This is a genomic window from Streptomyces sp. VNUA24 (genome assembly GCF_029167005.1).
Classification (GTDB): Bacteria; Actinomycetota; Actinomycetes; order Streptomycetales; family Streptomycetaceae; genus Streptomyces; species Streptomyces scabiei.
Genome location: NZ_CP119143.1, coordinates 558,558 through 580,662 on the forward strand (window position 1 = coordinate 558,558; position 22,105 = coordinate 580,662).

At 73.1% G+C, this 22,105-nt stretch carries 20 protein-coding genes; 10 read left to right on the forward strand and 10 right to left on the reverse strand.

What is annotated here, in order from left to right:
* Position 1: 1 nt before the first annotated feature.
* The 3 genes from PYR72_RS02245 to PYR72_RS02255 are packed head-to-tail and all read left to right on the forward strand — an operon-like array spanning position 2 to position 2,096.
* Positions 2-715, forward strand: a complete 714-nt coding sequence (locus tag PYR72_RS02245) for a glycosyltransferase family 2 protein (RefSeq protein ID WP_275453583.1) — start codon at positions 2-4, stop codon at positions 713-715.
* Positions 712-1,329, forward strand: coding sequence for a DUF2064 domain-containing protein (locus PYR72_RS02250; protein ID WP_275453584.1), 618 nt, complete (start codon positions 712-714; stop codon positions 1,327-1,329). The genes PYR72_RS02245 and PYR72_RS02250 overlap by 4 nt, the downstream gene beginning before the upstream one ends.
* A complete protein-coding gene (locus PYR72_RS02255) occupies positions 1,326-2,096 on the forward strand; it encodes a methyltransferase domain-containing protein (protein WP_275453585.1) in 771 nt (256 codons plus the stop codon). Before PYR72_RS02250 ends, PYR72_RS02255 begins: the two co-directional genes overlap by 4 nt.
* Positions 2,097-2,445: 349 nt before the next feature.
* On the opposite strand, the gene PYR72_RS02260 is transcribed toward PYR72_RS02255, so the two are convergent.
* A complete protein-coding gene (locus tag PYR72_RS02260; protein WP_275453586.1) occupies positions 2,446-3,708 on the reverse strand; it encodes a molybdopterin-dependent oxidoreductase in 1,263 nt (420 codons plus the stop codon).
* A 116-nt stretch (positions 3,709-3,824) separates the two neighbouring features.
* On the opposite strand from PYR72_RS02260, the gene PYR72_RS02265 reads away from it, so the two are divergent.
* Entirely contained in the window at positions 3,825-5,147 is a 1,323-nt protein-coding gene (locus PYR72_RS02265; RefSeq protein WP_275453587.1) for a hypothetical protein, read from the forward strand.
* Positions 5,148-5,210: 63 nt separating this feature from the next.
* Here the strand turns inward: PYR72_RS02265 and PYR72_RS02270 are convergent, their stop codons facing one another.
* Positions 5,211-5,948 (reverse strand): flavodoxin family protein, encoded by a 738-nt coding sequence (locus PYR72_RS02270; protein WP_275453588.1) that lies wholly within the window; start codon positions 5,946-5,948, stop codon positions 5,211-5,213.
* 278 nt (positions 5,949-6,226) lie between these two features.
* On the opposite strand from PYR72_RS02270, the gene PYR72_RS02275 reads away from it, so the two are divergent.
* The 3 genes from PYR72_RS02275 (at position 6,227) to PYR72_RS02285 (ending at position 9,740) form a co-directional block, all read left to right on the forward strand.
* Entirely contained in the window at positions 6,227-6,904 is a 678-nt protein-coding gene (locus tag PYR72_RS02275) for a DUF4389 domain-containing protein (RefSeq protein ID WP_275453589.1), read from the forward strand.
* Positions 6,905-7,178: 274 nt separating this feature from the next.
* Entirely contained in the window at positions 7,179-7,640 is a 462-nt protein-coding gene (locus PYR72_RS02280) for a pyridoxamine 5'-phosphate oxidase family protein (protein ID WP_275453590.1), read from the forward strand.
* 138 nt (positions 7,641-7,778) lie between these two features.
* Positions 7,779-9,740 (forward strand): PAS domain S-box protein, encoded by a 1,962-nt coding sequence (locus PYR72_RS02285; protein WP_275453591.1) that lies wholly within the window; start codon positions 7,779-7,781, stop codon positions 9,738-9,740.
* Here the strand turns inward: PYR72_RS02285 and PYR72_RS02290 are convergent.
* Positions 9,727-11,055 carry a hypothetical protein gene (locus PYR72_RS02290; RefSeq protein ID WP_275453592.1) on the reverse strand — a complete coding sequence of 443 codons (1,329 nt, stop codon included), beginning with the start codon at positions 11,053-11,055 and terminating at the stop codon, positions 9,727-9,729. The genes PYR72_RS02285 and PYR72_RS02290 overlap by 14 nt on opposite strands.
* A 151-nt stretch (positions 11,056-11,206) precedes the next feature.
* On the opposite strand from PYR72_RS02290, the gene PYR72_RS02295 reads away from it, so the two are divergent.
* Positions 11,207-11,653, forward strand: coding sequence for a DUF6325 family protein (locus PYR72_RS02295; protein ID WP_275453593.1), 447 nt, complete (start codon positions 11,207-11,209; stop codon positions 11,651-11,653).
* 52 nt (positions 11,654-11,705) lie between these two features.
* On the forward strand, positions 11,706-11,978 hold the full coding sequence (locus PYR72_RS02300) for an SHOCT domain-containing protein (RefSeq protein ID WP_275453594.1): 273 nt from the start codon (positions 11,706-11,708) through the stop codon (positions 11,976-11,978).
* A gap of 614 nt (positions 11,979-12,592) precedes the next feature.
* Here the strand turns inward: PYR72_RS02300 and PYR72_RS02305 are convergent.
* The 4 genes from PYR72_RS02305 to PYR72_RS02320 all read right to left on the reverse strand — a co-directional run bounded on the left by PYR72_RS02305 (position 12,593) and on the right by PYR72_RS02320 (position 18,898).
* Positions 12,593-14,353 carry a GAF domain-containing sensor histidine kinase gene (locus PYR72_RS02305; protein WP_275453595.1) on the reverse strand — a complete coding sequence of 587 codons (1,761 nt, stop codon included), beginning with the start codon at positions 14,351-14,353 and terminating at the stop codon, positions 12,593-12,595.
* A 78-nt stretch (positions 14,354-14,431) separates the two neighbouring features.
* Positions 14,432-15,124, reverse strand: coding sequence for a response regulator transcription factor (locus PYR72_RS02310; protein ID WP_275453596.1), 693 nt, complete (start codon positions 15,122-15,124; stop codon positions 14,432-14,434).
* A gap of 138 nt (positions 15,125-15,262) precedes the next feature.
* Positions 15,263-16,330 carry a zinc-dependent alcohol dehydrogenase family protein gene (locus tag PYR72_RS02315; protein WP_275453597.1) on the reverse strand — a complete coding sequence of 356 codons (1,068 nt, stop codon included), beginning with the start codon at positions 16,328-16,330 and terminating at the stop codon, positions 15,263-15,265.
* A 189-nt stretch (positions 16,331-16,519) separates the two neighbouring features.
* The gene (locus PYR72_RS02320) at positions 16,520-18,898 is read right to left on the reverse strand and encodes a phosphoketolase family protein (RefSeq protein ID WP_275453598.1); all 2,379 of its coding nucleotides are present in this window, start codon (positions 18,896-18,898) and stop codon (positions 16,520-16,522) included.
* A gap of 50 nt (positions 18,899-18,948) precedes the next feature.
* Between PYR72_RS02320 and ppk2 the strand changes: the two genes are divergently transcribed.
* A complete protein-coding gene (gene ppk2, locus PYR72_RS02325) occupies positions 18,949-19,752 on the forward strand; it encodes a polyphosphate kinase 2 (RefSeq protein WP_275453599.1) in 804 nt (267 codons plus the stop codon).
* Between the two features lie 17 nt (positions 19,753-19,769).
* Here ppk2 and PYR72_RS02330 read toward each other — a convergent pair whose 3' ends face one another.
* From PYR72_RS02330 to PYR72_RS02340, 3 genes are read right to left on the reverse strand one after another with little or no spacing between them, the layout of a single operon-like run.
* A complete protein-coding gene (locus PYR72_RS02330) occupies positions 19,770-20,648 on the reverse strand; it encodes a universal stress protein (protein ID WP_275453600.1) in 879 nt (292 codons plus the stop codon).
* A gap of 5 nt (positions 20,649-20,653) precedes the next feature.
* On the reverse strand, positions 20,654-20,800 hold the full coding sequence (locus PYR72_RS02335; protein WP_275453601.1) for a hypothetical protein: 147 nt from the start codon (positions 20,798-20,800) through the stop codon (positions 20,654-20,656).
* Between the two features lie 27 nt (positions 20,801-20,827).
* A complete protein-coding gene (locus PYR72_RS02340; protein WP_275453602.1) occupies positions 20,828-21,733 on the reverse strand; it encodes a universal stress protein in 906 nt (301 codons plus the stop codon).
* Positions 21,734-22,105: the final 372 nt, after the last annotated feature.

Here is a 22,105-nt window from a genome sequence, read left to right on the forward strand (position 1 = left end):
GGTGAAAGTCGTGACTACCTCTCCCCCGCCTTCGGGCGTCGACGTCGTTCTCCCCTGCCTGGACGAGGCGGAGGCCCTGCCCTGGGTGCTGTCCAGGATTCCGGCCGGCTGGCGCGCCTTGGTCGTGGACAACGGCTCGGCCGACGGCTCCGCGGACCTCGCCCGTGAGCTGGGCGCGACCGTGGTGCACGAACCGCGCCGCGGCTTCGGCGCCGCCTGCCACGCGGGACTGGTCGCCGCCACGGCCGACATCGTGTGCTTCTGCGACTGCGACGCCTCCCTGGATCCCTCGCTCCTCGTTCCCTTCGTCACCGAAGTCGCCCATGGACACGCCGATCTGGTGCTCGGCAGGCGGCGTCCGCGGGAGCGGGGCGTGTGGCCGGTCCACGCCCGGGCCGGGAACCTGGCGCTCGCCCGGATGCTGCGCCGCCGCACGGGCCTGCGTCTGCACGACCTGGGCCCGCTGCGGGCCGCGCGCCGGGAAGCGCTGGTCGACCTCGCACTCACCGACCGCCGCAGCGGCTATCCCCTGCAGATGGTGGTGCGCGCCGCCGACGCGGGCTGGCGCGTCACCGAGCACGACGTGCCGTACCTGCCCCGGAAGGGGGCGTCGAAGGTGACCGGGACCTGGCGTGGCACCTGGCAGGCGGTACGGGACATGAGCCGTGTCCTCAACGAGGCGCCCGAGCCGGCAGGGGCGGGGGTCCGCCGATGACCACGCTCCTCGTCATCGCCAAGGAGCCGAGGCCGGGCCGGGTGAAGACCCGGCTCACCCCGCCCTTCACCCCGCGGGAGGCGGCGGCGCTGGCCGAGGCCGCCCTCGTGGACACCCTGTGCGCGGTGGCGGCGGCCCCCGCGGACCGGCGCGTCCTGGTACTGGCCGGGAAGCCGGGCCCGTGGCTGCCGCCCGGCTTCGACGTCGTACCGCAGGGGGACGGCGGGCTCGACGAGCGGCTCGCCGCGGCCTTCGCGGTCTGCGACGGCCCGGCCCTCCTCATCGGCATGGACACCCCGCAGGTGACGCCGGAGCTGCTGGCCGTGGAACCGGCCGGGTGCGACGCGTACTTCGGTGCGGCCGAGGACGGCGGATTCTGGGCTCTGGGGCTCGCCCGGCCGGACCCCGCGCTCCTGCGCGGGGTGCCCATGTCGACCCCCGTCACGGGTGCGGTCCAGCGCGCCCGGCTGGTCTCCGCCGGCCTGCGGGTCCGGGACCTGCCGGTCCTGAGAGACGTCGACACGGCCGCCGACGCCGAAGCCGTCGCCACGGTGGCGCCGCACAGCCGGTTCGCGGCGGAGCTGTCCCGGCTGCGCGCGGTCAGCGGCCGATGAGCGGGCCGGGGCAGGACACCGTGGCGCGGCCGGACTGGTCCTCGGACCCCTACGCCGACGCCCTGCGCTCCGGACGGGGCCCGCTGTTCCTGCGTCGGGGCGACGGCTGGCTGCTGCCGCTGGAGGTGGAGCGGTGGTGCGCCCGCGCCGACACGGTGGACCTCCAGGTGCTGGAGCGGTGCGAGGGTGCCGTCCTCGACGTGGGGTGCGGGCCGGGCAGGCTGGTCGCCGAACTCGCCGCCCGCGGGCGGCCCGTGCTCGGTGTCGACATCAGCCCGGCCGCCGTCGCCCGCACCCTGCGGCTCGGCGGCCAGGCCCTCACCCGCTCGGTGTTCGACCCGCTGCCGGGCGAGGGGCGCTGGGACACCGTCCTGCTCCTCGACGGCAACCTCGGCATCGGCGGCGACCCGTCCGCCCTCCTGCACCGGATGGCACAACTCCTGCACGCGGAAGGGCTGTTGATCGTCGAGACCGTGCCGATGGACGTGGACGAGCGGGCCGAGGTCCGCCTCGTGAGCGGTGTCGTCGGCGAGGCGGAGGGCGAGGCCGCGTTCCCCTGGGCCCGCCTCGGCACGCCGGCACTGCTGCGGCACGCCCGCCCGCACGGCTGGCGCGCCGCCGATCAGTGGACCGCCGGCGGACGCTCCTTCGTCGCCCTGCGCACCCGCACCGCCAGCAGCAGCGCCGAGCCCGCGAAGAGCAGGGCCGTGATCAGCAGCCAGCGGCCGAGGAAGCCACTCGCCGGCATCCCGGTGGCGGACTCGTAGCGGTCCGCCACCCGCCCGCTGATCAGCGGGAACCACACCAGCAGCAGGAGTCCGGACAGGGCCGCGGGCACACGGACGTACGCGGCCCTGCCCTGGCCCGCCGAGGGCAGGGGCGGCACCCCCACCCGGTGAGCGGTGGCGGACATCGCGCGGACGAGCGCCCGGTCCGCCGCCACGTACAGCGGCAGCAGAAGCAGATCGTGGACCACCGCGGCACCCACGAACCACAGCGCGACGGCGAACCAGTCGTCCTGGAGCAGCCGCACGCCCGCGTACCCGGCGAGCGCGAACGAGCAGGCCAGGAGCAGCAGAGGGAGGGGGCTGCCCAGCGGTGGACGGTACTTTCCCATCACAGGTCTCCGAACGTCATACGGGCCACCCACTTGGTGTTGAGCACACCGGGCGCGGCCGGCACGATGATCCGCGCCGGATGGCCGTGGTCGGGGGACAACCGCTCGCCGTTGACGTCCAGGGCCAGCAGGGAGCGCGGGTCACGGACCTGGTTGGCGCGCAGGGCGGCCCGGCGGAAGGCGCCGTGCCGCTGCAGGGACTCCACCAGGACGTCGGGGGCCGTGCCCGCCGGGTGTCCGACGAGCGCGGCGAGGTCCGCCAGGCGCACGCCCCGCCACCACTGGTCGGAGGTGGACCAGCCCTCCACACAGGCGATCGGCAGCGCCGCACTGTGCAGGGGCAGCTCCAGCAGCTCGGCGCGGCTCAGCCGCACGGTGCCCGAAGGTCCCGTGACGACCAGCCGCCACGCCTCCTCGCTCGTCTCGGCCGGGCTGATCCCCCGGGACGCGGCCGTCTTGTTGATCTGGAAGCCGTTGGGCCCGCCGCCCGGTTCGGGGCCGCCGTGCGGGGCGAGGAGGGCCGTGCGGCGCAGCGGGCCGTCCACGGTCTGCCCCACGGTCGTCCCGAGCAGCAGCAGCGAGCCGCCCCCGACCAGCCACACGGCCCCACGCCGCGACACCGTGGGCTCGGCCGGGTCCGGGGAGACCAGCGAGGGTTCCTGCGAGGGCTCCACGGGCGGTGCCTCGGCCGCTCCGCCCGCCCGCATCCGGCGCAGGTTGCGTACGGCGGCCGGCCCGCGCAGCACCACATGGACCACGAACGCCGCGACGAACACCCAGGCCCCGTAGAAGTGCAGCGGGTAGAAGGAGCCGGGGAAGACGTAGTCGAGCTGCACGTTCAGCACGCCGGTGACGAACTCGAACAGCACACCGCCGACCAGCAGGAGCAATGAGATCCGCTCCAGGGCATGGGCGGCGGACCGCGCCGGAGGCAGCTGGAACAGCCGCGGCACCACCGACCAGAGTTTCGCCAGCAGGACCGGGACCAGTGCGATCCCGAGCGTGACGTGCACGCCTTGGGTCAGCCGGTACAGCCAGTGGGGGTCCGTCGGCCAGGGGAACAGATAGAGGCCGAGGAGCCCCTTGTCCGGGGTCTTGTCGTTCACCGGGGACAGATCCGGGTTGTAGGCGGCGTACGACAGCAGCCCGGTCACGAACAGCACGGTGATCCCGGCGAGCAGGACCAGGCCGAGGAGCGAGGTGAACCAGGGACCGCGCAGCGGGCTGCGCCAGAAGGCGGGCGAGGAAGGAGACCGTTGCATGTCCCCGACGCTAGGCCCGCGGCACCCGGTGAGAGGGTGCGCGACTCATGACGAAACGCTGACGTCCGCGCCTGTCGGGCGGGCCCCGGCTCCCCTGCGGCCTAACGTCTCCCAGCGTGAACCGCGATCTCCGCCGCGACCTGTACGCCGTCGCCGCCGCCGCTCTGCTCGTCGTGACGGCCGCGGCGGTCGGCATCGCCGTCAAACGCTCCGAGGACGTCCTGCACGTCGGTTGGCCGCCCCTGTACGCCGTCTGGCTGCCCCACACCGGCCCCGGCACCCCCGCCGCGATCGCCGTGGCCGTCGCCGTCGTCGCGTACGGCCCCCCGCTGGCCGCCCGGCTGCCCTGGCGCCCGCTCCTGTGGAGCGTGTGGGCCGCCGCCCTGGCGTGGACGTTCTCCCTCGCCCTCGTCGACGGGTGGCACCGGGGCATCGCCCGCAGGCTGACGACCCGGTACGAGTACCTGCAGGTCATCGACCGGTTCGACGACATCCCCGCGACCCTGCGGAGCTTCACCGACCACATTCTGCTCGGGACCGCCGACCACTGGCCCCCGCATGTCGCCGGCCATCCTCCGGGGGCCACGCTCACCTTCGTCCTCCTCGACCGGATCGGCCTGGCCGGCGGAGGCTGGGCGGGCGCCTTCGTCATCACCGTCGGGGCGGCCGGCACGGTCGCGGTCCTCGTCACCGTGCGGACACTGGCGAGCGAGGCACTGGCCCGCCGGGCCGCCCCGTTCCTCGTCCTGGCCCCGGCGGCGGTGTGGACGGGCACCTCGGCGGACGGTTACTTCGCGGCGGTCGCCGCCTGGGCCGTGGCGTTCCTCGCCCTCGCGGTGACGGGACACCGGCCGCTGCCCACCGCGTTCCTCTCCGGACTCCTCTTCGGTCTGGTCCTGTACCTGTCCTACGGCCTCACCCTGTTCGCCGTGATGGCGGCCGCCGTCCTGCTCCTCGGCTCCCGGAGGGCGACGGTCCTCCCCTTCGCGCTCGCCGGACTCGCCGTCGTCCCGCTCGCGTTCACCCTGGCGGGCTTCGACTGGTGGGAGGCGTACCACCTGCTGGTCGAGCGCTACCACCAGGGCGCCGGCGGCTTCCGCCCGTACGCCTACTTCGTGTGGGCCAACCTCGCCTGCACGGTCCTCGTCGTGGGCCCGGCCACGGTCGCGGGACTGCGCCGCACGGGCGCCCTCCTCGGCCGGTGGCACGCCTCGCCCGTCCCCGAGCGCCGTACGGGCCTGCTGCTGTCCGCGGCCCTGCTCATGCTGCTCGTCGCCGACCTGTCGGGGATGAGCAAGGCGGAGACGGAACGGATCTGGCTGCCGTTCGCGCTGTGGCTGCTCGCGTCCGGCGCCTTCCTCGACCGCCCCCGGGTCTGGCTGGTCTCCCAGGCGGCACTGGCTCTGCTCCTCAACCATCTGCTGCTGACGGGCTGGTGAGGGGTCGGCGTCGGTCCGTCCCGCGCTCCCGGCCGTCCTGCGACGACCGGGCCCCGGCCCGGTTCAGCGGTGCTCGGGGTTGTCCGCGCCCGGCCGGCAGCCGGCGTCCCACTCCGTACGCTGGTTGCCGTGGGCGGGGAAGCCTCCGGCGCGCTTGAGCATGGCCGCCAGGTGCATGAGGTTCCAGGTCATGAAGGCGGTGTTGCGGTTGGTGAAGTCGTTCTCCGGACCGCCCGACCCCGGATCGAGGTACGAGGGACCGGGTCCCGCCGCGCCGATCCAGCCCGCGTCGGCCTGCGGTGGGATCGCGTACCCGAGGTGCTGCAGGCTGTAGAGGACGTTCATGGCGCAGTGCTTGACCCCGTCCTCGTTTCCGGTGATCAGGCACCCGCCGGCCCGCCCGTAGTAGGCGTACTGGCCCTGGGGGTTGAGCAGGCTGGAGCAGCTGTACAGGCGCTCGATGACCTGCTTGGTGACGGAGCTGTTGTCACCCAGCCAGATGGGCCCGGCCAGCACCAGGATGTCGGCGGCCATCACCCGCTCGTACAGCGCGGGCCAGGCGTCGGTGGCGAAGCCGTGCTCGGTCATGTCCGGGTACACACCCGGCGCGATGTCCTCGTCGACCGCTCGGACGAAGTCCGTGGTCACCCCCTGCGCCTCCATGATCGCCCTGCTCCTGGCCACGAGCCCTTCGGTGTGGCTGACCTGGGGCGAGGGCTTGAGCGTGCAGTTGATGAACAGGGCGCGCAGGTCGTCGAAGCGGTAGCTGTTCCCGGTGGACGGTGCGGACGGTTCGGCCATGGCGACTTCCTGGGGGAGAGCGGGCAGGGGCGGGCGGCACTCCGCGCGCCCGCACCGCAGCTTCTCGCGGAGTGCGGGCGCTGTCCCGCTGCGACGCACCGGCCGATGTCCGCGGTCCTGTCCCCCGGCAGGCGGGGCCGCCGGTGACAGGCGTGTACTGGAGGGAGGGAGGTCCCGCGGGCCGGGCCGGCCCCGCCTCCGTGCGGGGCCCACCGGCCCGGTGCACGCCCGGTCCCGGGCTGTCGGGGGCCGACGACCTCGGGAAGGGAGCTGGAACCATGGCTTCGCAGACAGTCCCCCCGGACATGACCCCGCCACGGCCGGTACAACCGGTCCGGCTGACCGCCATCTGTGATCCACAGCTGTCGCGCTGGCTGTGGCTGGTGAAGTGGCTGCTCGCGCTCCCCCACTACGTCGTCCTGGCCTTCCTGTGGGTGGCGTTCACCGTGGTGGGCGTGGTGGCGTTCTTCGCGATCCTGTTCACCGGCCGCTATCCGCGCCCCCTGTTCGACTTCACCACCGGGGTCCTGCGCTGGAGCTGGCGGGTGGCCTTCTACTCGTACGGCGCCCTGGGCACCGACCGCTACCCGCCCTTCACCCTCGCCGAGGTGCCGGACTACCCGGCCCATCTGGACGTGGCGTACCCCGAGCAGCTGTCCCGCGGGCTGGTCCTGGTGAAGTGGTGGCTCCTGGCCATCCCCCACTACCTGGTCCTGGGCATCATCGGGGGCGGCATCCACGTGACCTGGAGCTCGGGAGGGCTGATCGCGCTCCTGACGTTCTTCGCCGGCGTCGCCCTGCTCTTCACGGGCGTCTACCCGCGCGGCATCTTCGACCTGGTGATCGGACTCGACCGGTGGGTGCTGCGGGTGGCCGCGTACGCCGCCCTCCTCACGGACGTCTACCCGCCCTTCCGGCTCGACCAGGGCGGCGGCGAACCCAAGACCCGCCCGTGAACCGGACTCGGGCACGGTGATGTGCGGCCGCCCGGCCCGGACCCGTCCGTGGGTCCGCAGGTCCCCGGGCGGGGCCGACCGGCCGGGGGAAGGGTGGCCGCCGGAGGTGGAGAGTGGGTCGGAGGCTCAGTCTCGGTCCCCGTGGCAGCCCGGGGGGGCCGTTCTCCCGGAGGACCGGGGCCGATCGGCCCTACCGCGGCCCGCCCGGCCGCCGTTCCATGGGAGGACGTCCGTACCGCAGTGCGACAGCACCCTCTCACCCGCGCGGAAGTCCATGATGCCGATCAGCAGCCACCACCAAGGAGCCGCCGTGCCCCGGCGGTCGGTCGACCTCGACAGCGACGAGGCCCTGCGGCTGCTCGGCACCGTGTCGTTCGGTCGGATCGTCTTCACCCGGCACGCGCTGCCGACCGTCCGCCCCGTCAACCACGTGCTGGACCGGGGCGAGATCGTCATCCGCACCCACGAGGGCACGGCCCTGACCGCCCACGCCCAGGAGACGGACGGCCGGGGCGTCGTGGTGGCGTACGAGGCCGATGTCATCGACCCCGACACCCACCTCGGCTGGAGCGTGGTCGTCACCGGCTACGCCCGCCCGGTCACCGACCCCGAGGAACTGGCCCGCTACCGGGCGATGCTGCGGCCCTGGGTGAGCGGCACCATGGACCACGCGGTCCGCATCCGCCCCGACCTGGTCACCGGCATCCGCCTCATGACCGTCGACAGGGGCGGCTGACGACAGTCCGGACCGGGCATACGTGGTGTGAATCTCTCAAAATCACTCGATAGAAGGACAGTTGCCGACAAACAGCGGCCCGCCTCGCCTGGATGCAGTGGGATGACCCGATCGTCAGGGAAGGCGGGTGGGGCGGGCATGGACAACTTCGTCCCGGTGGCGCAGGCGCGGCGCGTCGAGGCCATCGACCGGGAGTGCTGCCACTGCGGTGGGCGAACGGATCACGAGGGCGGACCGAGCGTCGTCGAGGAGCGGTTCCGGGGGCTGCTGGAGGCGGCGCCGGACGCCATGGTCATCGTCGACGACACCGGCACCATCCGACTGGTCAACGCGCAGACGGAGGCCCTGTTCGGCTATCGGCGCGAGGAACTGCTGGGCCGGCCGGTCGAGTTGCTCATCCCGCACCGGTTCCGTGAGCACCACACCCGGCACCGCGTCGGCTACGCCGCCAACCGCCAGGTGCGCCCGATGGGCGCCGGACTCGAACTGCACGGCCTGCGCCAGGACGGCACCGAGTTCCCGGTCGAGATCAGTCTCAGTCCGCTGGAGACCGCCGACGGGCTGCTCGTGTCCGCCGCCGTCCGCGACGTCAGTGACCGCAAGGCCGCCGAGCGGCGCATCAACGAACTCGCCGCGCTCGTCGAGTCCTCCCAGGACGCGATCCTCGCCAAGACCCTCGACGGCCACATCACCTACTGGAACGCCGCCGCCCACCGGCTCTACGGCTACACGGCCGAGCAGGCCATCGGCCGCCACATGTCGTTCCTCGCCCCGGCGGACCGCAGGGACGAGATCAACGCGCTCATGGAGCGGCTGCGGCGGGGTGAGAAGGTCGAGCACTTCGAGACGCTCCGGGTCACCCGGGCCGGGGCGCTGCTGGACGTCGACGTCACGCTGTGGCCGACCCGGGACACCGACGGCACGGTCGTCGGCGCCTGCGCCATCGTGCGGGACATCAGCGACCGCAAGCGCGCGGAGGCCGAACTCACGGCCCTGTACGAGCAGCAGCGGCACATCGCGCTCACCCTGCAGCGCAGCCTGATGGGGACCCCGCCCGCGATCGCGGGGCTGGCCACGGCGAGCCGCTACCGGCCCGCCACCCAGGGCGCGGGCGTCGGCGGCGACTGGTTCGACCTCGTTCCGCTGGGCGCGGGCCGGGTCGGCGTGCTGATCGGTGACGTCATGGGCCGCGGTCTGGAGGCGGCCGCCGTGATGGGCCAGTTACGGTCCGCCGCGCACGCCCTCGCCAAGACCGGTATGCAGCCGCGTCAGTTGATGCAGGCCCTCGACACCTGTGTGGCCGACCTCGACGTCCCCGACCAGCTCGTCACCTGCTGCTACCTGGTCGTCGCCCCGGACACGGGCACCGTGACCGCCTGTTCGGCCGGCCATCTGCCGACGCTGATCGCCTCGCCCGGCGACCGCGTCCGCCGGCTCACCACCCCCGTCAACGCGCCCCTCGGGGTCGGCGGCATCCTCTACCAGCAGTCCTGCGAGGAGATCCCGCCGGGAGCGACGCTGGTCCTCTACACGGACGGGCTGGTCGAGACGCCCGGCAGCGACATCGACGACCACATCGGCGAACTCGTCTCCTGTCTCGACGGGTTCTTCGTCCGCGACTCGTGTCTGGAGGCCGCCGCCGACCATGTCCTCGCCCGGCTGCTGCCCGATGTCGTGAGTCACAACGACGACGTCACGCTGCTCCTCGCACAGCTGCCGGCCGCTCCGCTCGCGTCCGTCACCACGGATCTGCCCGCCGTGCCCTCCTCGGTGCCCGAGGGCCGCGCGTTCCTCACCAAGGCGCTCGCCTCCTGGGAGGTCGCCGAGCCGGCCGACCACGCGCTGCTGCTGCTCTCCGAGACGCTGACGAACGCCGTCCAGCACGCCGAGGGCCCGGTCGGCCTGCGGGTGTGCCGTACCGCCACGGACCTGACGGTCGAGGTCAGCGACAGCAGTCCGCAGCTCCCCCAGCCCCGTCTGGCGGCCGAGGACGAGGAGTCGGGGCGTGGGCTGCACCTGGTCCGCGCGCTGTCCGACAGCTGGGGGGTACGCCCCACGGACGACGGAAAGACCACCTGGTTCACCGTCAAGCTGGCGTAGCCGGGCCCTCCGGACCGGCCTGCGGTGCGGAGGAGTCGTCGAGGAACTCACGGATCGCGAAGCCCACCAGCGTGATCACCGCGGTCCACACCACGACGGCCGTGGTCGGATAGGTCCAGGTGAAGAGAACCACCGCCGCGATCAGCAGGATGGCGACGCCGATCCAGTGCTTGAACCGATGGACGAACCGGCCGACCGGTCCCGTGCGGAACCCGGCCGAGGCGGCCACGTCGCGCAGCGCGCCGATGCTCCTGCGGCAGCCCGTGCGCGCCAGCACGGCGGGCCGGGACGGTCCGGCGAGGAAGGCCGCGGCGGCGACGAACAGGGCCGTCGCGCCCAGGGCCCGCGTACCGGCCCGCAGGAACTTGACCACGGCGTCGTACACGGCCCCGGCCGCCGCCTGGGAGGTTCCCGGGGGCAGCCGGTCGAGGTAGATGTCGCGGAAGACGGTCAGGGAGATGCCGAGGACCAGCATGGCGAGGAAGACCGCGAGGCCCGCGCCGATCACGGCGTGCCGGCGGTTGAAGGCCACGTACACACCGGCGGCGGCGACGAGGAGCGCGATGGCCGGGAGCCAGCCGCCGAGGATCTCCAGCACCCGTACGTAGGTCTTGATCTCGCCGATGTCCTTCGAGGCGAAGACCACGAAGTCCGTCTTCACGTCCGGGATCTTCGCGGCGGGCGCGAACCCGGCGTCGACCAGCTTTTCCTTGACCTGCTGGACGATGGGGCCGACGTCGACGACGACCTGGTTGTCCTTCAGCGCGACAGTGCCGCCGGACTCACCGGTCAGGGCCTCGTCCACGGCCGCGTGCGCCCTGCGGTTGGCCTGCACCCAGACCTTCTCGAAGGCGCTGCTGGTCACCACCCGCTCCACCGTGCTGCTGACCAGCTGCCGCAGCCCGCTCTCGATCGGACCGTCCAGATTCTTCAGCAGGTCGGCGGCCTTCGGCGGCACCCCCTGCTGCGAGGCCGCGTCCGTCAGCTGGGCGACCAGCGCGTCCACGTCGACGCGGTCCAGCACGGCGTCGGTGACCCGGTTGGTGACGGCCCGCTGCACATCGGGATTCGAGGCGAGGGGGCCGACGGTGGCGACGTAGCGGTCCGTGTCCTGCATGATGCTGTTCGCCCACACGGCGACGACGGACAGCAGGGAGAGGATCGCGGCCAGCAGGATCAGCAGGAACGCGCCGAACGACCGGAACGGGTGATGCCGCCCGGACCGGGTGCCCTCCAGAGCGCTCACCCGGTGCCGGAGTTGGTCCAGTTCGCTGCGCTCCCGGGCGGAGAGCTCCTCACCACCTGTGTCACTCATGGTGACCAGCAGATTCGTGCGGCGGGCTGTGCGCCACCCGGGAGCGCCGAGCGGGTGAACGGCGGCCGGGGTGCGCGTGTCGTGGCCCGGTGATGCAATGGGTCCGTGGGGGACGTCTCAGGGGGTGGCCGTCGGCACCAGGGATGACACCATGAGCGACGCACTCGAAGAAGAAGTGGGCCCGATCGACTACCTGGTCGTCGAGTTCCCCGGCAGCCGGATGACGGGCGAGGGCCTTCCCATCCTGGTCGATCTCGTGGACCGCGGCCTCATCAGGATCCTGGACCTCGTGTTCGTCCGGAAGAACGACGACGGTTCCGTGACCGGCCTGGAGATCGCCGACTTCACCGGCGACGGCGAACTCGACCTGTCCGTCTTCGAGGGCGCGTCGTCCGGGCTCCTGGGTCAGGACGACGTGGAGGAGGCGGCCGTCGCCCTGCAGCCGGGCAGTTCCGCCGGGATCCTGGTCTACGAGAACCGGTGGGCCGCGCCGTTCGCCGCGGCGCTGCGCCGGGGCGGTGCCGAACTGGTCGCGTCCGGACGCATCCCGGTGCCCGCGCTCGTCGCCGCCCTGGACGCCACCGAATCCACTCGGTGAGAGCGGCCGGACGGTCGACCGACAGAAGTCGACCGACAGAAGGAGAACGGTCATGCCAGGTCTCATCCGCGGGGTCGCCCGCACCGCCGTCGTCGCCGGAACGGCGACCGCGGTGTCGAACCGTGTGACTCGCCGTCAGCAGGGACGATGGGCCGCGCAGCAGCAGTACGCCTACGACGCGCCCGCGCCCGCGCCCCGGCCGACGCCGGCCCCCGACATGGGCGACCGGATCGAACAGCTGAAGCAGCTCGGGGAACTCAAGGCACAGGGCGTGCTCACCGAGACCGAGTTCGAGGAACAGAAGCGCAGGCTCCTGGAGACATGACCACCGGCGGTCACGGCTCCCGAAGAGCCGCGCACCGGCGCCGGTACCTGCCCGGCGGCGACCAGCCGGCAGCGCCGCCGGGCTGACGGATGCGTGCCGCCGGCGTCCGCCCGCGACCGGCGCGGCGGCCACGGCGGGCCACCCGTCCGGACTCCTGCCCGTCCCGGCACTCCCGCCGGGGCGACTCGACCGTCGGGGGTCCTGCCCGACCCGACACTCCCGCCAGGACAACTCGACCGTCCCGAGTCCTGCCCAACCCGGCCTCCCGCCAGGGCAGGCCGCTCGTCCCGAGTCCTGCCCGTCCCGGCGGTTCCGCCAAGGCGACTCGACCGTCAGGGGTCCTGCCCGTCCCGGCACTCCCGCCAGGGCAAACCGCCCGTCAGGAGTCCTGCCCGACCCGGCACTCCCGCCAGGGCAACTCGACCGTCAGGGGTCCTGCCCGTCCCGGCACTCCCGCCAGGGCAAACCGCCCGTCAGGAGTCCTGCCCGACCCGGCACTCCCGCCAGGGCAACTCGACCGTCAGGGGTCCTGCCCGACCCGACACTCCCGCCAGGACAACTCGACCGTCCCGAGTCCTGCCCGACCCGACACTCCCGCCAGGGCGACTCGACCGTCAGGGGTCCTGTCGCTTCCGGCCGTGTGTCGACGGCACCCGCCACACCAGGGTCGTCCCGCCGCCGGGCGGCGCGCTCGTCTCCAGTTCGCCGCCCGCCTCGCGGGCCCGGTCGGCCATGTTGCGCAGGCCGCTGCGGCGGCCACCGGCGGGGATGCCCACCCCGTTGTCGGAGACCGTGAGGCACAGGTGCGAGGCATCGGCCTCCAGGACCACGTCGACCCGGGAGGCGTGAGCGTGCCGGGCGACGTTCGTCAGGGACTCGGAGAGGACGGCGACCACGTGGTCGGCCAGTTCCTTGGAGACCTCGGTGTCCAGCAGGCCCTCCAGCCGCAGACTGGGAGCGAACCCCAGGACCTGTGCCGCCTCACCGACCGCTCGTACCGCGCGGGCCCGCAGCCCGGCTCCGGCGGCACCCTCGCGTGACCGCAGACCGAAGATGGTCGATCTGATGATCTTGATGGTCTCGTCGAGGTCGTCCACGGCCCGCAGCACCCGCTCGGAGGCCTCCGGATGCTCGATGAAGCGGCCGGCGCTCTGCAGCGTCATCCCGGTGGCGAACAGGCGTTGGATGGCGAGGTCGTGCAGGTCCCGGGCGATCCGGTCACGGTCCTCCAGCAGCGCGATCTGTTCGGCGTCCCGGCGGCGCTCCGTCAGCTCCATGACCACCGCCGCCTGCGCGGCGAAACCCTGCAGACGCTCGATCTCCGGCTCGGTGAACTCGGTGCGGCCCGCCGCGCGGGCCAGCAGCAGGATGCCCCGCGTGCCCTCACCCGACCCGATGGGGACCGCCACGGCCGGTCCCAGGCCGGTGAAGCGCGGCGCGCCCGTCGTGCCGGGCTCCTCCTGGGAGACGTCCACGCTGGTGACGGGGGACGCGGAGGTGAAGGCCCGGCCGATCAGCGGGTCCGTCCGGGACAGCACCAGCCCCCGGTGCGTCCGCGCGCCCTCTCCGATGGCCAGGTCGACCGTGAGCGACTCGGTGCCCTCCATCGGCACCGCGACGACGGCCAGCGCCGCGGTCATGATCTCCCGGGCCCGTTCCGCGATCAGCCGCAGGACCTCGCCGGGTCCGTCGCCGGACATCAGGCTGTGCGTGATCTCGGCGGTGGCCCGCAGCCACCGCTCCCGCAACCGCGACTCCTCGTACAGCCGCGCGTTGTCGATCGCCACGCCGGCCGCCACCGCCAGCGTCGACAGCACCGACTCGTCCTCCTCGTCGAACTGCGCCCCGCCCCGCTTCTCCGTGAGGTAGAGGTTGCCGAACACCTGTTCACGCACTCGGATCGGCACCCCCAGGAACGTGCTCATCGGCGGATGGTTCGGCGGGAAGCCGTACGACGCCGGATGCTCGGACAGCCTCGCGAGCCGCAACGGCTCCGGGTGTCTGATCAACTCCCCCAGGATCCCGTGCCCCTCCGGATACGGGCCGATCCGCGCGACCTGCTCCTCGCTCACGCCCACGGTGTGGAAGGCCGACAGCCGCCTGCCGTCCGGGCCGATCACCCCCAGCGCCGCGTACTCCGCGTCCACCAGCACCGCGGCGGCCTCCACGATGCTGCGCAGCGCCTGCTCCAGCTCCAGTTCCCGGCCGACCGACAGCACCGCCTCCAGCAGGCTGTGCACCCGGTCACGCGTCCCCCGCGCCGCGTCCAGCCGGGCCTGCAGCTCCTCCAGCAACTCGTCCAGCCGCAGCTGCGGCAGCCGTACACGAGCCTCCCCGGGCCTCTCGCCGCTCGCCACCGGTGCGCCCCTCCACATGTCCCGCAGGCTGCCGACAGCCGCCCGTTCCGCCGTTGTCGTGAGCCACGGTAACGGTCCGTCAGGGGACGCCGCCTGTTACTGCCCGTCCCGGCGCAGCCGGTCCTGGGCCTGGGTGGCGATGACGGCGGCCTGGACGCGGCGCTCCACACCGAGTTTGGCGAGCAGGCGGGAGATGTGGTTCTTCACCGTCTTCTCGGCGAGGAAGAGCCTCTCACCGATCTGGCGGTTGGTCAGGCCCTCACCGACGAGGGCGAGGATCTCCCGCTCCCGTCCGGTCAGTCCCGGCAGTGCCTCGGGCTCCCGCTCCTCCTGCGGACCCTGGCGCAGCCGGGCCATCAGCCGGGCGGTGGCGCTGGGGTCGAGCAGGGACTGGCCGGCGGCCACCGTGCGCACCGCCGACACCAGGTCCGAGCCACGGATCTGCTTCAGGACGTAGCCCGAGGCACCCGCCATGATCGAGTCCAGCAGGGCCTCCTCGTCGTCGAAGGAGGTCAGCATCAGGCACGCCAGCTCCGGCATGCGCGAGCGCAGCTCCCGGCACACGGTGATCCCGTCGCCGTCGGGCAGCCGGACGTCGAGCACCGCCACCTGCGGGCGCAGGGCCGGGACGCGGACGAGGGCCTGCTCCACGGTTGCGGCCTCGCCGGTCACCGAGATGTCCGGCTCGTCGTTCAGCAGATCGCGCACTCCCCGGCGTACGACCTCGTGGTCGTCCAGCAGGAAGACACGGATCGGGCCGTCCGGGCCCGGCTGCTCGCTGACCGGCATCGATCCACTCCTCGGTTCCGCACTCCGCGCCGTCCTGCCCCCGAGGTCAGTATCGGCCTCCACCCGACGATCCTCGTCCTGTCGGGGCCGGACGGCCAGGGCCGGTCGGCCCTGTTTCGCACGCGGTCCGGGAGCTGCTCACGCCGGAACGGCGAGGACGTCGTGGCGGGGTCCGCCGAGCACGACCTTGAGCGCGCCGGTGTCGTTCGCGCGGGAGAAGACGTCGTACGCCTCCTCCATCCCGTCCAGCGGGAAGGTGTGCGTGACCAGGGAGGAGGTCGGCAGCCGGCCGGCGGCGGCCATCCGCAGCAGGGTGGGCGTGGAGCGGGTGTCCACCAGGCCCGTGGTGATGGTCACGTTCTTGATCCACAGGTCTTCGAGGTGCAGGGTCGCCGGTTCGCCGTGCACACCGATGTTGGCCACGTGTCCGCCGGGGCGCACCATGCGGGTGCAGAGTTCGAAGGTCTCCGGGACGCCGACGGCCTCGATCACGACGTCCGCGCCGAGCCCGTCGGTGAGGTCGGAGACGAGCTGCTCCGGCGCCTCCCGGGCGTCGGCCACGGCGTCCGCCCCGAGCCGTCTGGCGGCCTCCAGCCGGGCCGGGGCCAGGTCGACGGCGACGATCCGCTCGGGCGAGTACAGGCGGGCGGTGGCGATCGCGGCGAGGCCGATGGGGCCGGCGCCGACGACGGCGACGGTATCGCCGGGGCCCACGTGCCCGTTAACCACGCCCACCTCGTAGGAGGTGGGGAAGATGTCCGCCAGCAGCACTGCCTCCTCGCCGTCCAGCGTGCTGGGCAGCGGGTGCACGGACAGGTCCGCGTACGGGACGCGGACGTACTCGGCCTGGGTGCCGTCGATCAGGTGCCCGAGGACCCAGCCTCCGCCGCCCAGGCACTGGCCGTACGCGCCCTCCCGGCAGAAGCGGCAGCGGCCGCAGGCGGTGATGCAGGAGACGAGCACGCGGTCGCCGGGCCGCACGGTGCGTACGTCGCCGCCGACCTCGACGACCTCACCGACGGCCTCGTGCCCCAGGACCGTGCCGGGGCGGACGTCGGGCACGTCGCCCTTGAGGATGTGCAGGTCCGTCCCGCAGATCGTGACGGTGTCGACGCGGACGATCGCGTCGGTGGGGTCCTTGATGCCCGGGTCGGGCACGTCCTGCCAGGACGACTGTCCGGGTCCGTGGAAGACGAAGCCCTTCATGGCGATCCCTGCCTTTCCGTGTCTCTCGGGGTCCCGCGCGGTCCGGCTGGTCCACGCGCGGGCCCGGTCCGTCCGGCCGCGGGGCGGTGCCCTTCCCGCCCCACAGATCCAGCTTGTGCCTTCGGGCCGGACCGCGCACGGGGCCGGGCGGGTGCGGGCCGCCGTTCCGAGGGACGCTGCACGGCGGTGTCAGGCCCAGTGCCAGTCGGCGACCTCCGGCAGATCGGTGCCGTGCTCGCGGATCCAGGCGTGGTGGCGGGTGCGGGTGTCGGCCATCTGCTGGCGTACGGCGGCAGCCCGGACGGCGAGGCCGGGGACGCGGTCGACGACGTCCATGACCAGGCGGTAGCGGTCGAGGTCGTTGCGGACGACCATGTCGAAGGGCGTGGTCGTCGTGCCCGACTCCTTGTAGCCGCGTACGTGCAGGTTCGGGTGGCCGGCGCGGCGGTAGGCGAGGCGGTGGACGAGCCACGGGTAGCCGTGGTAAGCGAAGATCACCGGCTTGTCGGTGGTGAACAGGCCGTCGTACTCGAAGTCGCTCATCCCGTGCGGGTGTTCCTCGCGCGGCATCAGCCGGGTCATGTCGACGACGTTGACCACCCGGACGGCCAGCTGCGGCAGATGGCGGTGCAGCAGCTGCGCCGCGGCCAGGATCTCCTGGGTCGGCACGTCGCCGGCGCAGGCGAGGACGACGTCCGGTTCGCCGCCGTTCTCGCTGCCCGCCCACTCCCAGATCCCGGCTCCGCGCGCGCAGTGGGCGCGGGCCTGGTCCATGGACAGCCAGTCGAAGCACGGCTGTTTGCCAGCCACGATCACGTTGACGTGGTCGCGGCTGCGCAGGGCGTGGTCGGCGACGGACAGAAGGGTGTTGGCGTCCGGGGGCAGATAGACGCGGACGACCTCGGGGCTCTTGTTGAGCACGTGGTCGACGAAGCCGGGGTCCTGGTGGGAGAAGCCGTTGTGGTCCTGGCGCCAGACGTGGGACGTGAGCAGGTAGGTGAGGGAGGCGACGGGCGCCCGCCAGGACAGCTCCCGGGAGGTCCGCAGCCACTTGATGTGCTGGTTGACCATGGAGTCGACGATGTGCACGAACGCCTCGTAGCAGGAGAACAGACCGTGGCGGCCGGTGAGCAGGTAGCCCTCCAGCCAGCCCTGGCAGAGGTGTTCGGAGAGGATCTCCAGTACCCGGCCGTGCCGGTCGAGGTGTTCGTCGACCGGGAGGTGTTCGGCCTGCCATGCCTTGCCGCTGGCGTCGAAGACGGCCTGCAGCCGGTTGGAGGCGGTCTCGTCCGGCCCGACGACCCGGAAGTCCCGGCGCGAGCGGGTGTCCCGCATGATCCGGGCCAGGAGGTCGCCGAGGACCCGGGTCGGTTCGTGGAGCGTCGTGCCCGGCTTGTCCACCGGTACGGCGAAGTCGTCCAGGGGGCGGATGGGGAGGTCGCGGAGGAGGAGGCCGCCGTTGGCGTGCGGGGTGGCGCCCAGCCGCCTGGTGCCGGAGGGGATGTGGGCGAGGACGTCGGCGACGGGCCGGCCGTCCGGGCCGAACAGCTCCTGGGGCCGGTACGAGCGCAGCCAGCTCTCCAACTGCCTGAGGTGTTCGGGGTTCTCGCGTACCCCGGCGAGCGGGACCTGGTGGGCGCGCCAGGTCCCCTCGACGGGCAGGCCGTCGACCTCGGCGGGGCCGGTCCAGCCCTTGGGGGTGCGCAGCACGATCATCGGCCAGTGCGCGCGTTCGGCGACGCCGTCCTCGCGTGCGGTGCGCTGCAGTCGGGCGATGCGGTCCAGTGCCTCGTCGAAGGCGTGGGCCAGGGCGCGGTGGACGGTGGCCGGGTCGTCGCCGGTGACGTGCAGGGGGGTGTGGCCGTAGCCGCGCAGCAGGGCGTCGAGTTCGGCCTGGGGCAGGCGGGACAGGACCGTCGGGTTGGCGATCTTGTAGCCGTTGAGGTGGAGGATCGGCAGGACGGCGCCGTCGTGGACCGGGTCGAGGAACTTGTTGGAGTGCCAGGAGGCGGCCAGCGGCCCGGTCTCCGCCTCGCCGTCGCCGATGACGCAGGTCACCAGCAGGCCGGGGTTGTCGAAGGCGGCGCCGTAGGCGTGGGCCAGGGAGTAGCCGAGTTCACCGCCCTCGTGGATCGAGCCCGGCACCTCGGGGGCCACATGGCTCGGCACCCCGCCGGGGAAGGAGAACTGCCGGAAGAGCCGTTCCATGCCGGGCGCGTCGCGTGTGACGTCCGGGTAGGTCTCGCTGTAACTGCCGTCCAGCCAGGAGCCGGCCAGGACGGACGGCCCGCCGTGACCGGGCCCCCAGACGCACAGGGCGTCCAGGTCGCGCGCTGTGATCACCCGGTTGAGGTGGGTGTAGATCAGGTTCAGGCCCGGCGAGGTGCCCCAGTGACCGAGCAGCCGCGGCTTGATGTGCTCAGGGAGCAGCGGTTCGGTCAGCAGCGGGTTCGCCCGGAGGTAGATCTGCCCGGCCGCGAGGTAGTTGGCGGCCCGCCAGTGGGCGTCCAGGGTGCGCAGCTCGTCGTCGGAAAGTACGGTGACGTTCTGGTGTTCGACCTGGGTCATGGGTGACTCCGGAACTCATCGACGGGGGTCGTCGGGCGGTGGAGGACGGCATGGCCGGCAAGAAGGCGACCAAGGTGTCGCGGGCGGCGTACGAGAAGGAACTGCTGCGGCTGCAGACGGAGTTGGTGAAGCTCCAGGAGTGGGTGCGGGCCGAGGGCGCCCGGCTGGTCGTGGTCTTCGAGGGGCGGGACGCGGCGGGCAAGGGCGGCACCATCAAGCGGGTCGCCGAGCATCTGAACCCCCGGGTCGCCCGGATCGCGGCGCTCCCCAAACCGACGGAGCGCGAGCGCACGCAGTGGTACTTCCAGCGGTACGTCGAGCAGCTGCCCGCGGCCGGGGAGATCGTGCTGTTCGACCGGTCCTGGTACAACCGGGCCGGCGTCGAACACGTCATGGGCTTCTGCACCCAGGAGGAATACCAACTTTTCCTCCGTCAATGCCCCCTTTTCGAGCGCATGTTGGTCGAGGACGGGATCCTGCTGCGCAAGTACTGGTTCTCGGTGAGCGACACCGAGCAGCAGGATCGCTTCCGGCGCCGGCTGGAGGACCCGCTGCGGCGCTGGAAGCTGTCGCCGATGGACCTGGAGTCGCTCACGCACTGGGAGGCGTACTCCCGCGCCAAGGACGCGATGATGGTGCACACCGACATCACCGAGGCGCCCTGGTACGTGGTCGAGAGCGACGACAAGCGCCGCGCCCGGCTGAACATGATCGCCCATCTGCTGGCGTCGGTGCCGTACCACGAGGTGCCGCCGCCGGTGCTCAAGCTGCCCGAGCGCCCGGCGTCGACCGGCTACGAGCGTCCGCCGCGCGATCTGCGGACCTACGTCCCGGATCACGCGGCGGGTCTCTGAGCGGCCGGTCACCGCGCTCACTCCCCCTCGGGCACGATCACGACCGGGCAGGCGGAGTGGTGCAGCACGCCGTGCGTCACCCGGCCGAGCTGGAGCCCGAAGTGCCGGGGCCGGCGCCTGGCGCCCACGATCAGGAGGTCGGCGTCCCGGGACGCCCCCGCCAGCACGGTCCGGGCGTGGCCCTCGACGGTACGGCGGTGCAGCCGCACGTCGTCGGGGGCGTCCTGGAGAGCCGCCTCCAGACCGTGCGCCGCCCGCTCCTCGTGCGGCCGGGCGGCCTCCCCGGCCATCAGGGGATGGTCGGTGGTCGTGTGCGCGGGGCGCCGCCAGGCCCGGACCGCCTCGACCTCGGCGCCACGCCGCCGCGCCTCGTCGAAGGCGAAGTCCAGCGCCGCCGAGGACGCGGGCCCCTCGCCCACGCCGACGACGATCCGGCCGTGGGCGGCGGGCAGGGCCCGGTTGTCGTGGCTGCCGCGTACGACGACCATCGGGCAGTGGGCGTGAGCGGCCACCGTCAGGCTCACCGACCCCACCAGCGCCTCGGTGAGACTGCTGCGGCCCCGGGTGCCCGTCACCAGCAGGGAGGCCGTGCGGCTCTCCCTGAGCAGGGTGTACTCGGGCTCCTCCGGCACCACGTCGGTGGTGACCCTCACCTCCGGGCGGCGGAGCCGGGCGCGCCGGGCCGCAGTCTCCATGATCTCCTCGATCCGCGTCCGTTCGGACGGCTCGCCCAGGTCGTCGGCGAGCACGTCACCCTCGTACCGCTCCCACAGCGAGGCGAACACCAGCCGCAGCGGGGCCCCGCGCAGGGCGGCCTCGTCGGCGGCCCAGTCCACGGCCCGCAGGCTCGGCCCGGAGCCGTCCACGCCGACGACGACCGGCAGGTCCTTCGTCATCCTGCTCACCGTCCCGCATCGAGGTCGCACACGATTCTGTCCCCGACCCGGCCGCGCGGCATCTCGTCGGGGCAGTCGGCGTCCGAGGACGACGGGCGGGGCGCGCGGACGGCCAGGGGCGCGTGGAGGGTTCCGACGACCGCTGCCTTCATGGTTTCTCCTCCTCTCCGGTCGCGGCGTCAGTGGTGGGGGACGACGGCGACGGGTGCGGAGCTGTGGTGCAGGACGGCGTGGGTGACGGGGCCGATGTGGGAGCCGAAGGGGTTCCGGCGGATCCTGCGGCCCACCACGACCAGGGAGGCTTCGCGGGAGGCGTCGGCGAGGTGGTTGCCGGGAGTACCGAAGGGGCACTCCTCGCTGACCTCGATGTCCGGGTGCTTCTCCCGCCACGGGCGCAGGGCCTCGGTCAGGGCGGTGCTCTCCTGGCGGGCGAGCGCGCGGTGCAGTTCGGGGTCGGCGGCGAGGCCGTAGGCGTAGTAGGGGGGCGGGTTCCAGCCGTGGACCACGCGCAGGGTGGTGTTGCGCCGGGCGGCCGCCGCGAACGCGAACTCGATCAGTTCCGCGTCGGGGCTCTCGGTGTCGAGGCCGAGGACGACGGGCCGGAAGGGTGCCGCCGCGGACGGGATGCCGGCGGGGTCCATCTCGTGCTCGTCCGAGGCCAGTTCCTCGGCGCGGACCAGGACGACCGGCCGTTCGGCGTGGGCCACGACCGCCAGCCCGACGGAGCCGACCAGGAAGCCGCCGAGGCCGCTCAGTCCGCGGGAGCCCAGGACCAGCAGGCCGGCGTCCTCGGCCTGGTCGAGCAGCACCTCGGAGGGCCGGCCGGAGGCGTGCTCGGTGACGACCTCCAGTCCCGGGTGGCGCAGGCGGATGCCCTCGGCGGCCTCCCGGGGGACCCGCTCGGTCCAGTGCCGCTGGGTCTCCGTGCCGAGCAGGGGTGCCTGGGCGATCGGATCCGGGACGGGCTCCCAGACGTGGACCAGCTTCAGCGGGACGCCGAGCAACTGGGCCTCACGGGCCGCCCACTCGGCCGCCGAGCGGCTCTCACGGGAGCCGTCGAGACCGACGGTGACGGTGCGGTTCATGATCTCCACCTTGTGGGGTCGGGGTCGGGGTCGGGGTCTGGGTACGGATCGACAGGTTCGAACGGGGGTGCCAGGGGCTCGCTTCCAGCTTCTTCCGTCCGCCGGCCCCTGAGCAGGGGCCTGAGGTCCCTTCGGAGGGCCGAACGGCCCTGTCCGGCGTCCGGGCGGGGCCGGATGCCTGCCCACGGGGCCCGACCTCCCCTCCGCCGCCGGCTCCGGCGTGCCGCGCGGCGCCGCTCCGGCGGTGCGGGCGAGTCCGAGGCCGAGCGGACCGCGCGTGCCCGATCTTCCCCACCGGCGGGCTCCGGACGTGGTGTGATGCCCTCACTCCCGGCGCGTCCGCCGTCCGGGCGCCGGATGCCGAGGGGCTGC

What these genes read in the sequence shown, in the direction of transcription:
- PYR72_RS02250 (WP_275453584.1), top strand. Translation starts at nt 712, where the DNA reads ATGACCACGCTCCTCGTCATCGCCAAGGAGCCGAGGCCGGGCCGGGTG.
- PYR72_RS02255 (WP_275453585.1), top strand. Translation starts at nt 1,326, where the DNA reads ATGAGCGGGCCGGGGCAGGACACCGTGGCGCGGCCGGACTGGTCCTCG.
- PYR72_RS02260 (WP_275453586.1), bottom strand. Translation starts at nt 3,708, where the DNA reads ATGCAACGGTCTCCTTCCTCGCCCGCCTTCTGGCGCAGCCCGCTGCGC.
- PYR72_RS02270 (WP_275453588.1), bottom strand. Translation starts at nt 5,948, where the DNA reads ATGGCCGAACCGTCCGCACCGTCCACCGGGAACAGCTACCGCTTCGAC.
- PYR72_RS02275 (WP_275453589.1), top strand. Translation starts at nt 6,227, where the DNA reads ATGGCTTCGCAGACAGTCCCCCCGGACATGACCCCGCCACGGCCGGTA.
- PYR72_RS02280 (WP_275453590.1), top strand. Translation starts at nt 7,179, where the DNA reads ATGATGCCGATCAGCAGCCACCACCAAGGAGCCGCCGTGCCCCGGCGG.
- PYR72_RS02285 (WP_275453591.1), top strand. Translation starts at nt 7,779, where the DNA reads ATGGACAACTTCGTCCCGGTGGCGCAGGCGCGGCGCGTCGAGGCCATC.
- PYR72_RS02290 (WP_275453592.1), bottom strand. Translation starts at nt 11,055, where the DNA reads ATGAGTGACACAGGTGGTGAGGAGCTCTCCGCCCGGGAGCGCAGCGAA.
- PYR72_RS02295 (WP_275453593.1), top strand. Translation starts at nt 11,207, where the DNA reads ATGAGCGACGCACTCGAAGAAGAAGTGGGCCCGATCGACTACCTGGTC.
- PYR72_RS02300 (WP_275453594.1), top strand. Translation starts at nt 11,706, where the DNA reads ATGCCAGGTCTCATCCGCGGGGTCGCCCGCACCGCCGTCGTCGCCGGA.
- PYR72_RS02305 (WP_275453595.1), bottom strand. Translation starts at nt 14,353, where the DNA reads ATGTGGAGGGGCGCACCGGTGGCGAGCGGCGAGAGGCCCGGGGAGGCT.
- PYR72_RS02310 (WP_275453596.1), bottom strand. Translation starts at nt 15,124, where the DNA reads ATGCCGGTCAGCGAGCAGCCGGGCCCGGACGGCCCGATCCGTGTCTTC.
- PYR72_RS02315 (WP_275453597.1), bottom strand. Translation starts at nt 16,330, where the DNA reads ATGAAGGGCTTCGTCTTCCACGGACCCGGACAGTCGTCCTGGCAGGAC.
- PYR72_RS02320 (WP_275453598.1), bottom strand. Translation starts at nt 18,898, where the DNA reads ATGACCCAGGTCGAACACCAGAACGTCACCGTACTTTCCGACGACGAG.
- ppk2 (WP_275453599.1), top strand. Translation starts at nt 18,949, where the DNA reads ATGGCCGGCAAGAAGGCGACCAAGGTGTCGCGGGCGGCGTACGAGAAG.
- PYR72_RS02330 (WP_275453600.1), bottom strand. Translation starts at nt 20,648, where the DNA reads ATGACGAAGGACCTGCCGGTCGTCGTCGGCGTGGACGGCTCCGGGCCG.
- PYR72_RS02335 (WP_275453601.1), bottom strand. Translation starts at nt 20,800, where the DNA reads ATGAAGGCAGCGGTCGTCGGAACCCTCCACGCGCCCCTGGCCGTCCGC.
- PYR72_RS02340 (WP_275453602.1), bottom strand. Translation starts at nt 21,733, where the DNA reads ATGAACCGCACCGTCACCGTCGGTCTCGACGGCTCCCGTGAGAGCCGC.